Here is an 11,801-nt window from a genome sequence, read left to right on the forward strand (position 1 = left end):
CCGCACCGATTTCGGTAAAGAGGTGATTCCGGCGGCCATCAAAGACTATAAAATTCAGGTGTATTTATTCAACGACTATTGGGAGGATATTGGGACGATTGAATCGTTTTATGAAGCCAATTTGGCCCTAACCAAACAGCCGAATCCCCCCTTTAGTTTCTACGATGAAAAGGCGCCCATTTACACCCGTCCCCGCTATTTACCCCCTTCCAAATTACTGGATTGTGAGATTAGTGAGTCCCTGGTCAGCGATGGCTGTATTTTGAAACAATGTCGGGTGCGGCATTCGGTGTTGGGGGTGCGCTCCCGGATTCAGTCGGGCTGTGTCATTGAAGATACGTTGCTGATGGGAGCAGACTTTTATGAACCCTACGAGCAACGATTCCCAGAACCCCAGCAGAATCATATTCCTGTGGGGATTGGCGAGAATACGGTGATTCGCCGCTCGATTGTGGATAAAAATGCCCGCATCGGTAGAGAGGTGCAGATTATCAATAAAGATTGGGTGCAGGAAGCAGACCGGGAAAGCCTAGGTTTTTATATCCGCAGTGGGATTGTGGTCATTATCAAAAATGCCACGATTCCTGATGGTACAATTATTTAGAGTTCTGGAGCGAATTCTGCCCCGATGAACCATAACATTCCTATCAACAATTTAACTCATGTGAACTACCGTCTCTTGCATTATTACAGGATACAACCTGATGGGAGTTATGGCAAAAAATTGTGGCTGTATAGCAAGGGTATGGAGCGGAGGGTTGCCCAGAGTTGACATGGGGAAAAAGTTTACAGTCATTGCCGGAAATACAAGGAGCAAAAATACAGCTCGTGCGCTATCTGTAACTCGTATTGGGGGTTATAAGTTCATTAGAGGCTCTATGAAGAAGTAGAATTTTTGTGAAAACGGAATTATAGTCGTTTCACAAGAAAATGCAACACTTTGAGGCACTGGTAATCACTGTATCCCCTTCTAGAACAGGGTTTACCGGTAAAGGCGAATGTCGCAAACTTGTTTGAAATGACTATAAATTCCATTTCCTTGGCGTGGTACGTTCCTTATGAACTTGGCTTGCCGACCGGTTCCGATACACGGCGGAGATGTTCAGAATTCAGGGTCAAGTATCGTTTGCGATATGGCTAGGAGAAACCGCCCACACGAATGCCTGCTCCAAAAACCACCAACAAAACGGCCAAGATGGTTACACCGACAATGTGATAAGCCAGCGCCTTGAGATTTGATGGAGTGAGTTTGGGAATGAGAAAAAAACGCGCATGGATGGCCAGGGCAAGTGTTGCGCCTAATAGGCCCAATTTGATGAGGATGTAGCGAGATAAAAAGGAGTCAAATGCCCACAAGTTTTGCAAACCAGGGAAGTAAATCCAGGTAAGCCACCCGCCAGTGATGACTTGGAGCAGCAGGGCGGCTAGTCCGAATCCTTCAAAGTGTTCTTCAAACTGATGAAGGCGCTCTGGGTCGTGGTTGCGTAACGCCTGGGGCAAGACCGTCGCCGCCAAGACTAGGTGTCCGCCGGTCCAAACCGTAGCTCCCAAAGTATGTAAAACAACCAGGATTTTGAATAGCATGGCTGTCACCTACAGATTTACATTTGCCCAAAAAGAAGTGGCTTAGACAGTCAAGAATAATGGCTATTACTGGGGTTTAAACCAATAATATCCCGATACGCCGCCACAATCATACAGGTACTTAAAGGCGCAGTCACCAGCAGTCCTACGCAACATAAACACAGCCCCAGGACATTGATAAGAAGAATAGTGAGACTAAACAGAAAAAAACTGAACCAATTTCGGGAGATCAGGCGGCGGCTGGTTTCCATTGCCGACCAAAAGTCAAATTTGTGCTCCACCACTAAGGGAATGGCAAAGGTATAGGAAATAGTAAAATACAGCCCCACTAGCAACAAAACCAGACCTAGTAAAACCAAAATAAGTTGCAATTTATCAGGAACCGGCGGTAGTTGCTCTAGCAATTCCAGAAGTTTCTCAATGTCTGGATCGAGTTCAGCAGCTTGGGCATTGACCTCTCTTAGAAAACTTTGAATCCATGGAAGAGAAGCAACTATGAAGAAAAAGATTGCTGGTATGTCAAAGAGATTGATAATCAACCCCGAAACTAAATTAGTTAGAATGATAGGTAGAAAATAATTGCCCTTGAAGCCATTAAAAAAACTTTCAAACTCCGGTCGTTGCTCATGCATAATCTTAAAACCCACAAAGTAGTTCCCAGCTTGAAGTAGCCAAGATATAACGATACCAATTATAGTAGCCACAACTTCGGGGATTACATTAAAAATAAAATTAATGAATCCCGAAAGTAATAGAAAGCCAATGTATCCCCCCGCATTAGTGGTAAAAATTTGCCAGCCATCGCCAATGTATTGGCCGATGCGCACTTGATACTGCCGATTCACAATTGCTTCTGATGTATGCCTCACCATAGTTGTTTCTTGACAAGGGTTTATTGCCAGTCTAGCAATCGTCGGGACACAGCTCAAGTTCCCATTTCTTATCGGGTTACCTGGCCATCTGAGTACCCCGGAACTACCTCAACAAGACATAAAAAGTAAAGTATTTTTTTAATGGTTGTGGTTATCAAGACACGAATCGCGTCATGAAACATTGGGCACTGGGAACCGGGATGTGGTTTCTGTTGGCTAGGCATGTAGGGGCGCAAGGCCAGCTTGTCCCTCTGACGGCGGCGCAGGTGGCACGATTACGCTGGCAGGATGATGGCACACGGGCGTCCTTGAACCAGGCCATCCAACGCTCCCTGCACTACTATCAACAGGTGCATCCGGCGACGCGGTTTACCTACGGCAGGGAGCAGTACAGTCCCCAGGAAATGCAGGCTTCGTTGCGGCTCTTCCAGCGGGTGATGGGGTTGCCACCGGCGCAACGGCAGCAGGTATTGGCGGAGCAGTTTACCGTGTTTGCCAGCCAGAATGACCAGGGGGCAGCCTTTTTTACCGGTTACTACCAACCAGAAATCCCTGCCCGCCGTCAACCCGAGGGGATATGGCATACACCGGTGCATGGTTATCCGGGAGCGACGCAGGCAAGCCGCACGGAAATCCAACAGGGAGCCTTGGCAGGACGGGCGCCTATCTTGGCTTACGTGGACCCGATTGAGCATTTCTTTTTGCAGGTGCAGGGTTCGGGGCTGTTGGTGTTTCCCGATGGGCACAGGCAGTGGGTGGGGTTTGCAGGACACAACAACCAGCCCTATCGCTCGATTGGGCAATTGCTCGTGCAGGAGGGCGTGTTTACTCCGGAAACTGTGTCCATGCCCGCCATCAAGGCCTATCTCCGCCAACATCCCCAGGAAATACCACGGGTTTTTGCCCACAACCCCCGCTATGTGTTTTTTGCTCCCCAAGACCAAGCTCCCGGCGGTGCCCTCGGTCAACCCCTGACGGCGGGACGTTCCCTGGCCATGGATCAGCATTTGGTTCCCAAGGGCGGGCTGGCGTTTGTGCGTACAACCTATCCGGTGACCGCCCAATCCTGGCGCCCCTTGACCCGGTTTATGCTGGTGCAGGATACAGGTAGCGCCATCGTCGGGCATGGGCGGGGCGATATTTTCTGGGGACAGGGGGCAACGGCGGAACTGCGGGCGGGTTTGATGAAACAACCGGGACAGTTGTGGTTGCTGGTGGCGAAAAAGTCGGCCCTGGCCGGAATTACGTCTGGATCAACCCCTGCAACCGGGCGGCCAACAGTGCCGTAACCTGATTGACCACCTCCCGGGCAGACTTACGGTTACGGCGATAGGTTTCCCAAGAGTCATTCAGCCGGATGGGTTCCCCCACCCGCACCGCCACCCAGCGTTCTCCCAGATGCACAGGCTGCTCCTTGCCCTGGAGGTGGTTCACCACCGACCAAAGCATCAATGTCACTTCGGCCAAACGGTCGGCTGAGCGCTTTTCTTGCACATAATCCACCGCCACACTGGTCAGCCGTTCCACCAACTGCATATGCCACAGCCGCCCAGCCGTTTCCTGAGCCAGTTGGTCGGCCAAATGGCGGGCCAGGGGAGACAGGTCAGGCCAATCCTGGCGGTAGAGCCAATCCCGACCGATGGCTTCCAAGCGGCGGCATCGCTCAATCGGCGTCCCTTCCCCCGCCACCCCAAAAAACGCCTCCGCCACCTGCAAAGCCCTATCCTGTAAATGTGCCAACTGTGTCTGTACCCGTTCAGCCACCGCCGGGGGCAAACTGGGGGGCGGACAATGGTAAAACCGGGCGTAGAAGTCCGTCATTTCGGTCAACAGCGCATCCACCAAACGCAACCAACGCCCATAAAGCCATGCGTGCTGCTCTGTGGTCCCGGGAACCTCCTTGGGCACCGGCAACCCACCCAGGGTTTCCATCCGTGTTAGCAGTTCGCCCACCTTTGCCCAGGGGGGATGCACATACCCGTACTGAATGCCGATGGGAATCACCACCACCGGCATTTCCTGCCCCTGTTTGGCCAAATCCTCCAAACACCAAAACCCCATCTGCACCACCCCCGGCTCCAAAGGCGCCACCCGCTCACTCTGGCCGTTGATGCCCCCCTCCGGCGCCACCGTCAACGGCATTTCTCCCCGGACCAACACCTCCCGAATCGTTTTAATTGCCAGCCGGTCCATCCGCCCCCGCTGAATGGGAATCCCCCCCAAGCGGGAAAACAGCCAGCCCACCCACCGCCCCGCCCACAGGGGAATCCCCCGGTCATAGACAAAATAGTTGTGCACCGGCAACCGGAGCTTGACCCCCAGCGCCCGCGCCGCCGCCGGTACTGCGTAAGCAAGCAGATAGAACATCACATAAGGGTCATCCAGCGTGGGATGGCGAAACGCCAACAACACCCGCGCCTGATTCTGCTGCAACGCCTGGTACCAGGGCACCAACGCCCTCGCGCCCTCCACCCGCACCTGGGTAATGTGCAACCGGCGACGCAACCACCAGGGCAACAGCACCTGAATCACCCAACGCACCCAGGGCTGATAGTAGGGGGGAATAAAGGGTAAACCGGGTTCCGCCCGCCGCACCTACGCCCCCCGGTAGCGCAGCAAGACGCCCTGATTCCCCAAAATAAACCCCTGCTCCGGCGTGAAAAACACAATCCGGTAGAAATTCGCCGGAATATCGGCCACCGCCTTGTCCTGCTGCCAGGTTTGCCCCCCGTCAAAACTCACCAACAAGGTGCCACTGCCGCCTGCTACCCAGATTTCCTGGGGAGAACGGTAGGCCATATCCAGCAACCCAATGCCCAGCAACCCCACATTCCCCTCCGGTTGCAGCGGTTTGCTCCAGTGCCCCTCCTGCCCATCCGGGTTAAAACGCAACTCCCCCGCCTGGCTCAACATCCACAAGCCCCCATCAGGCGTAAACCCCATGCTCTGCACCCGCCGGGAACTCTCCCGGTTGTGCTGCACCCAGGCCGACTGCCCCGGCTCCCAAGTGGAATAAAAATTGCCCTTGGACGAGACCGCCATATAACGCCCCCGGCTGTCCCGGTCTAAATCCCGCGCCGCCCCCAACGCCCGTTCCACCTGCGCCTGCCAGGTTTTGCCCCCATCCGTCGTGCGGTAAATCGCCCCCAAATCCGTCGTCATTTCTGCCGCCCCTTCCCCCAGCGCCGTAATCGCAATCGGCACCCCCGGCAACTGCTCACTCAGAGGAATCCGCACCCAGGACCGCCCCCCATCCGTCGTATGCAACAACAAAGGCGGTTTGCCCACCACCCAACCCTCCCCGTTGCGCATACTCACCGCCGTCAGCCGGTACAGCCCCCCCAAATCCAACGGCCGCAACACCCAGCTTTTGCCCCCATCCCGGCTCTCTAACAGCGTCCCTTCCGTCCCCACCAACCAACCATGGGACAAATCCGCCGGGTCAAAGGCAATGTCCATCAACGTCGCTTTCGTCGGCAGCGGCACCAACTCCCAAGGATGAACCGTCGTCGCCGCCGGCCCCCGACTACACCCCAACAACACCACACACAACAAGGCCACCAACCACCGCCCCATAGGCCCCTACTTCACCCCATAAAAACTCATCAAAAACAAAAACCCCAATACCAACCCGCCAAAAATCAACAAACTTTTTTGCCCCGGCGTCAGCCGATTGACCCCGATACCATAGCGGTAATTTTCGGGAAACCCCGGCACGGCTTTGGTGCCAATGTTGACAAACGCCGCTTTTTTTACCCCACACACCGGACAGCGCCAATCCACCGGCAAATCCGCAAACGCCGTCCCCGGCGGAATCCCCTTTTCCGGCTGCCCCTGCTCCGGCTCATAAATATAACCACAGGCGCGACACTCGTAGCGGGACAACGCCGCCACCCCTGGCTCTGCCATACAACCCATCCCAACGCCGTTCCTATTATGCCATAGGGCCACCCCCCGCCCTGGCGTCCCCTCCCCCTATTGTTAAGAAGTGTAAAAAGACTTAAGATTGTAGGGAGAAGTAAATCCTGTGTTGATAAACCAATTATGACCTCCCCCCATTCTCCCATAGTAAAATCGCTGCTGGAGCCTCTGCTTGAGGACTTCCTGTACTGGTTTAGTCAAGCCCGTCAGATGTTGGCGGGGGAAAGTCTCCCCTTTTTGGAAGCCCAGCAACGCGAAGCCCTGCTGGCCCAGATCACCCAGGCGGAAGCGGAAGTCCAGGCCGCCCACACCCTGCTTGTCAGTACAGGTGTGGGTGTGGACACCACCGTGTTAATGGGTTGGCACCGGCTGGTCCTCGAATGTTGGCGCTTGCGTTTACAAAACCGTACTCATCCCCATCCATAACTTCGGCACCGGTTAGTCCCATGATATTACATCTGCTTTACGTTGTGCTGTTTACAATTCTGGCGGTCTTGGCCTTGGGCAATCTGTTGCGGAGCCTGATCCATCTCAGCATAGAGTCCCAGTATCCCCCGCAGCGGCCGGCGTCCCACCCGGAACTTTTCGATGCCGCGGGCAACCCGCTGGACGAACCCCTGCTGGTGGTGCGGTCTGTGAATTTAGAGGAAGCCCGCCAGCAGTTGGACAAACTCTACGGGGATGACTTGGAAGCGTAGGTTTGGCAAACCAGCGCCACGCTAAACCACCACAGCAGTTGCACCTGCGGGCGAAACCAGAGGGTATCCACCAGGCCGTGGGTCATGGTGCCCACCATGCCTGCCAGTACCCCTAGGAGCACAAAGGTTTGGGGGCAGGGGTGCCGCATCTTCTGGGATAAGGTCTGCCAACTCCGCTGCAGGATGCTGCCGGTGAGCGCCACAAAGGCGGCCAAACCCAGCAACCCCGATTCCACCGCCACTTCCAGCGGCACCGAATAGGCTCCCAGGGCAGCGAAATTCGGTCGTTGGTAGAGGGGATAAATCAGATTGAACGCCCGATTGCCCGGCCCAATCCCCAGCCAAGGGTGGTCCCGGATCATGGCCACCACCGCCGCCCAGACAGTGAGGCGGAAGTTATTACTGCTGTCGGCCCGCCCGGCAAAGATACTGAGAAAGCGCAGGCGCAACCATTCTGAACGTCCCAACAGGGCCAGTAGCGCAACCAGCAGTAATCCCATGCCCAGCCACAACAGAATCCGTTGCCACAAAGGACGCTGCCACCGCCATTGCCACCAGCCCCAGCCCAGCCCTACCGCAAAACTGGCGTAGACAGCAGCCAGCCCCAGCCACCCCCCCCGACTGCCGGTGAGCACCACACAGGCAGTCAGCACCAACACCAGGGTCAGCGCCAATCCCCGCTGTGCCCAGGTACGCCAGGCCCACAGACAGCCCAGACTCATCCCCACCCCCGGCAGCAAATAGGCCGCCAACAGGTTGGGATTTTTCAAAAAGCTATACACGCGGGTTGTGCCTGCCAGCGGCGATTCCGGGTCAATCCACGTCGCCAGGGCTGCCGCCCCAAAAAACCATTGCCGCAACCCCACCACCGCCACCAGCAACCCCACCAGTAAATACACCACCATTAACCCCTGGCCCCAGCGGCGCACCCCCCGCAACAGCACCGCCAAAGACATCAGATACAAACTGGCCTTGACCCAGCCGCTCAAAGCCGCCATTTTCACCGGGGAAAAGGCCGTTGCCAGAGTCAACGTCACCCAGTAGAGCACTGCCGTTCCCCAAATTCCCGCCGGCGGCTCCACAAACCACAACCCCAAAACCAGGCCAACGCCGCCAAACAGGAGCAGACCCAACTGGTCATTGGTCAAAAACGGCAAACCCAGCAACAGCCCTGCCACCCACGCCGCCGCCACCCCGTCCCGCCATCGCCCCACCAGGCTGGCCGCAGCCCAGGCAGCGCCCTTGCCCCACCAACCGGTTACCCAACTGGCCGCCCACCAAGGCGTCGGCAGCATTAGGCCCGACGGATTTGTTTAGCCATATCCAAAAACAAACTCATATTGGGTCCAGGCCGCCGCCGGTTGCGCAAATCCGGGGAACCCGAACCAAACACCACCGTAGGGACAGAGGCTGGTTGGGTCGTCACCGGTTCCGGCTTGGCTGTGGGAGAAACCGTTGGCGTTTCCCGAGAAGACTCCGATGGGCGCCCCAGCGTTTTGGCTTCCTCCGGGTCCAGGAAAAACGCTTGGTTTGCGGTTGATTGGGGTTGCCGCCGGAAAATGCCAAAAATGGCTCGGAAAATGCCCCCAATAAAGCCAAAAATCGCACCAAACAGTCTGCCGATAAAACCCATAATCCCCCCCAAACAACAGCAGTCGCCCCTTTAGGCGTGGGATAGACCAAGTATTTATTTTAATCCCTAGCGCCCCCTTCTACGAACAGGCTGGATTAGGCTTCATCAAAAGCTTCCCAATCCAAAAGGTGCAGGTAGGGTTCCACCAACTCCGGGCGGCGCAGGGCAATTTTGCGCAACAAATGCCAATCTGCCAGACTGGCAAAGGCATTGGGATAATCGTCTTGTTCTAGCCTTTGCGCCAGTTTCGCCACATCCGCAGGGGTCAGGCGCTGGATGTCTTGGTCAGTCATGTTTTGGGCATTCATCGGCAACCCTCACTGAACCGGCACGTTGGGCCAGGGATAATTCTTTATTTCTTTTATAGCCTAGTACGGAGGGGGGCAGTGGCGGCGGCATGGCAGAATAAAACTATGATTTATCTGGATTACAGCGCCACAACGCCCCCCCATCCCCAGGTAATCGCCCGAGTCCGCGAGGTATTGGCGCAGGCGTGGGGCAACCCCAGCAGCATCCACCACTACGGGCAACGGGCGGCCATGGTGGTGGAACGGGCCCGGATGGCGGTCGCGGCATTGGTAGGGGTCACGCCGGAAGAAATCATCTTCACCTCCGGCGGTACCGAAGCCAATCACCTGGCGATTTTTGGCGTCGCCCAGCAGTACGAACGCCCCCAACACATCATCACTTCCGCTGTGGAACATCCGGCGGTACACGCTCCATTGACCGTGCTGGCGCAACGGGGTTGGCAGATTACAAGGCTGCCGGTGGATGCCTGCGGCCGGGTGGACCCGCAAACCCTGGAAGCGCATCTGCAACCCAATACCGTTCTTGTCAGTGTTATTTATGGGCAAAGTGAAGTAGGAACCTTGCAACCAATTGCGGAAATTGCCCGGATTTGCCGGGCGCGGGGTGTTTTATTTCATACTGACGCCATTCAGGTGGTGGGGCGTTTGCCGGTAGAGGTTCCCGCTTTGGGTGTGGATTTGCTCTCCCTGTCGGCACACAAGTTCTACGGCCCCCAAGGTTGTGGCGCTTTGGTGGTGCGGCGGGGTGTGGATATCCAGCCCTGGTTGTACGGCGGGGGTCAAGAAGGGGGCAAGCGTTCGGGAACGCCGCCGGTGGCGCTGTTGGCGGGTTTGGGGGTGGCGGCCCAGTTGGCCCAGACGGAGTTTTTGCCCCAGGTGTCCCAGGTGCAGGCGTTGCGCGACTATCTGTGCGCCCGGTTGCAGGAATTGCCGGGGTTGCGCCTCACCGGAGCTTGGCCAGATCGGTTGCCCCACCATGTCAGCGTGGTTTGGACGGGGGCGCAAGGGGAACAAACGGGCAAAACGCTCGTCCATTATCTGAACCAGCGGGGGGTGTGCGTCAGTTCTGGTTCTGCCTGCGCCAGTGGCAAAACCCAACCCAGCCCGGTGTTACAGGCGATGGGTTATGACGACCATCTGGCTCGCTGTGGGTTGCGCTTTAGTCTCAGCCATCAGACCACGCCGGCTGAAATTGACCGGGCGGTGACCGTTTTCGGGGAAATTTTGCAGCAATTAACCCCTGTTTTTTCCCATCGCTAGCATCTTAGCCATCCCCGATTTGGGCGTATTCCTGACAACCAAAAATGGCTTCTGGATTGACGTAATACTTAAATTCCAACAAGTTGCCAAAGGGGTCAACGAGGAAAAACGTGCGGTGTTCCAGTGGGGAATTGGGGAAACGCACTTTGGCTGCCTGATAGAAGGGTAAGTGATGCGCCTGTGCCCGCTGGTAGAGTTCGTGCCATTCCGATTCCCTAGCAAATACCAGCCCAAAATGCCGGGGATAAATGCCTTTTTGGGGATAAATTTCCGGGGTCACATGGGCAACCAACTGATGCCGATAAAAGTTGAGAATCAGGGAGCGAGGGGTTTCCCGTCCGGCTGTGCATCCTAAACCAGCGACATAAAACGCCTTAGTTTGGGGAATATCCCCTACCGGAAATGCCAGATGAAACAGGGGCTGAGACATAGAAGTAGTTACAGTACTATAAATGTAGCATTTTATGAGATGAGGGTGAAGGATGGAGGAGAAGTAGGAATTGAGGAGAGGGGTCAGTATGTGTGGCAGTCTGGATTTACGGAAAAAGGTGATGAGTTTCCTTGTGAACGGCAATCGCATCACGAAAGCAGCGTGAATCTTCGGCATCAACCGCGCAAGCTAAATAAACCCAATCTGGCCTGCACAAGAAGCGTGAGGCGATATTGGCAGACTGAATGAAGATGCGGAGAAGTACCCCAATAAGACCTTGAACCAAAGGGCGCAAGAGTTTGGGGTGGTGCCAGGCTCAATATATTAAGAAAATGCCACACGTTGAGGCACTGGTTATCACGGTATCCCCTTCCAGGACAGGGTTTGCAGGTAAAGGTGAATGTCCCAAACTTGTTGGAAACTAATATATAACAAAAATTTTCTCATTAAGCATTTTACCTGACGCGAATTTATGGACTTTTGTTGCAGGGTTCAACACCACTGCTTGAGCATGACTTTAGGGCATTATAGCTAGGTAGGTTAAGGTTGTCGCCTGAAGATTCATGGCTACGCCATTGTGGGGATACGCCCAGCGCCCATAGCATGTCAACCTTTGTATGCTTAGCTATAAAAAAATTGCGGATGTACGTTTCCCCTGGCACTACCATTAATGAAGTTATTCATAATTACTCCACCGGTCAATGTCGCCTTCTAAACCGAAGTATAGCTATGTAGGTTAAGGTTGTCGCCTGAAGATTCATGGCTACGCCATTGTGGGGCTACACCCGGCGACCCATATCATGTCAACCTTTGTATGCTTAGCTATAACTATAGGTTTAGTTAGGCTCCCGCCACCCATGACTACACCCCACCGTCATCCTCCAGGCGACAATGGCAGTTGTCCTCTTTAACCTTTGGCAAATTATGATAATTGCCGTGCACTAGAGGTATAGTCATTTTTATTGAAAATGCAACATTTTATGAGAGGGGGGTGTAAGATGGGGAGGAAGGTGAGAATCAAGGAGGAGAATCAGAATGTGTTACAGTCTGGATTTACGGAAGAAGGTGATAAGTTTCATTGAGAACGGGAATAGT

At 54.9% G+C, this 11,801-nt stretch carries 16 protein-coding genes; 7 read left to right on the forward strand and 9 right to left on the reverse strand.

What is annotated here, in order from left to right; genetic code table 11:
• On the forward strand, positions 1-604 hold a 604-nt coding region (locus ACWISF_RS04365; RefSeq protein WP_448380371.1), incomplete at its 5' end, for a sugar phosphate nucleotidyltransferase.
• 533 nt (positions 605-1,137) lie between these two features.
• Here ACWISF_RS04365 and ACWISF_RS04370 read toward each other — a convergent pair.
• Both ACWISF_RS04370 and ACWISF_RS04375 read right to left on the reverse strand, forming a co-directional pair.
• Positions 1,138-1,584, reverse strand: coding sequence for a CopD family protein (locus ACWISF_RS04370; protein WP_448380372.1), 447 nt, complete (start codon positions 1,582-1,584; stop codon positions 1,138-1,140).
• A 50-nt stretch (positions 1,585-1,634) separates the two neighbouring features.
• Positions 1,635-2,429, reverse strand: coding sequence for a DUF975 family protein (locus tag ACWISF_RS04375; RefSeq protein WP_448380373.1), 795 nt, complete (start codon positions 2,427-2,429; stop codon positions 1,635-1,637).
• Positions 2,430-2,656: 227 nt separating this feature from the next.
• Here ACWISF_RS04375 and mltA point away from each other — a divergent pair, with 227 nt between their 5' ends.
• The gene (gene mltA / locus ACWISF_RS04380) at positions 2,657-3,745 is read left to right on the forward strand and encodes a murein transglycosylase A (protein ID WP_448380374.1); all 1,089 of its coding nucleotides are present in this window, start codon (positions 2,657-2,659) and stop codon (positions 3,743-3,745) included.
• On the opposite strand, the gene ACWISF_RS04385 is transcribed toward mltA, so the two are convergent.
• Genes ACWISF_RS04385 through ACWISF_RS04395 form a run of 3 tightly spaced genes read right to left on the reverse strand, consistent with a single transcriptional unit; the run spans position 3,699 to position 6,365 of the window.
• The gene (locus tag ACWISF_RS04385; protein ID WP_448380375.1) at positions 3,699-5,051 is read right to left on the reverse strand and encodes a lysophospholipid acyltransferase family protein; all 1,353 of its coding nucleotides are present in this window, start codon (positions 5,049-5,051) and stop codon (positions 3,699-3,701) included. The two genes, mltA and ACWISF_RS04385, sit on opposite strands and share 47 nt — an antisense overlap.
• Positions 5,052-6,032 (reverse strand): photosynthesis system II assembly factor Ycf48, encoded by a 981-nt coding sequence (locus ACWISF_RS04390; protein ID WP_448380376.1) that lies wholly within the window; start codon positions 6,030-6,032, stop codon positions 5,052-5,054. It abuts the gene before it with no gap.
• 6 nt (positions 6,033-6,038) lie between these two features.
• Positions 6,039-6,365 carry a rubredoxin gene (locus ACWISF_RS04395; RefSeq protein WP_448380377.1) on the reverse strand — a complete coding sequence of 109 codons (327 nt, stop codon included), beginning with the start codon at positions 6,363-6,365 and terminating at the stop codon, positions 6,039-6,041.
• A gap of 135 nt (positions 6,366-6,500) precedes the next feature.
• On the opposite strand from ACWISF_RS04395, the gene ACWISF_RS04400 reads away from it, so the two are divergent.
• Positions 6,501-6,803: a DUF2605 domain-containing protein gene (locus ACWISF_RS04400; protein WP_448380378.1), complete on the forward strand. Its 303-nt coding sequence runs from the start codon at positions 6,501-6,503 to the stop codon at positions 6,801-6,803.
• Positions 6,804-6,826: 23 nt separating this feature from the next.
• Positions 6,827-7,075, forward strand: coding sequence for a DUF2973 domain-containing protein (locus ACWISF_RS04405; protein WP_448380383.1), 249 nt, complete (start codon positions 6,827-6,829; stop codon positions 7,073-7,075).
• On the opposite strand, the gene ACWISF_RS04410 is transcribed toward ACWISF_RS04405, so the two are convergent.
• From ACWISF_RS04410 to isiD, 3 genes are all read right to left on the reverse strand, one after another.
• Positions 7,051-8,370: an IctB family putative bicarbonate transporter gene (locus tag ACWISF_RS04410; protein WP_448380379.1), complete on the reverse strand. Its 1,320-nt coding sequence runs from the start codon at positions 8,368-8,370 to the stop codon at positions 7,051-7,053. The genes ACWISF_RS04405 and ACWISF_RS04410 overlap by 25 nt on opposite strands.
• Positions 8,370-8,708, reverse strand: a complete 339-nt coding sequence (locus tag ACWISF_RS04415) for a hypothetical protein (protein WP_448380380.1) — start codon at positions 8,706-8,708, stop codon at positions 8,370-8,372. Before ACWISF_RS04415 ends, ACWISF_RS04410 begins: the two co-directional genes overlap by 1 nt.
• Before the next feature lie 95 nt (positions 8,709-8,803).
• Positions 8,804-9,016: a protein IsiD gene (gene isiD, locus ACWISF_RS04420; protein ID WP_448380381.1), complete on the reverse strand. Its 213-nt coding sequence runs from the start codon at positions 9,014-9,016 to the stop codon at positions 8,804-8,806.
• 105 nt (positions 9,017-9,121) lie between these two features.
• Between isiD and ACWISF_RS04425 the strand changes: the two genes are divergently transcribed.
• Complete coding sequence (locus tag ACWISF_RS04425; RefSeq protein WP_448380384.1) at positions 9,122-10,276, forward strand: cysteine desulfurase family protein; 1,155 nt, start codon at positions 9,122-9,124, stop codon at positions 10,274-10,276.
• 4 nt (positions 10,277-10,280) lie between these two features.
• On the opposite strand, the gene ACWISF_RS04430 is transcribed toward ACWISF_RS04425, so the two are convergent.
• Entirely contained in the window at positions 10,281-10,706 is a 426-nt protein-coding gene (locus tag ACWISF_RS04430; protein WP_448380382.1) for a VOC family protein, read from the reverse strand.
• A gap of 241 nt (positions 10,707-10,947) precedes the next feature.
• Between ACWISF_RS04430 and ACWISF_RS04435 the strand changes: the two genes are divergently transcribed.
• Positions 10,948-11,034, forward strand: a complete 87-nt coding sequence (locus ACWISF_RS04435; RefSeq protein ID WP_448380385.1) for a hypothetical protein — start codon at positions 10,948-10,950, stop codon at positions 11,032-11,034.
• 707 nt (positions 11,035-11,741) lie between these two features.
• A partial coding sequence (locus tag ACWISF_RS04440) for an IS630 transposase-related protein (protein ID WP_448380386.1) occupies positions 11,742-11,801 on the forward strand: 60 nt, incomplete at its 3' end.

The organism is Gloeomargarita sp. (genome assembly GCF_053491055.1).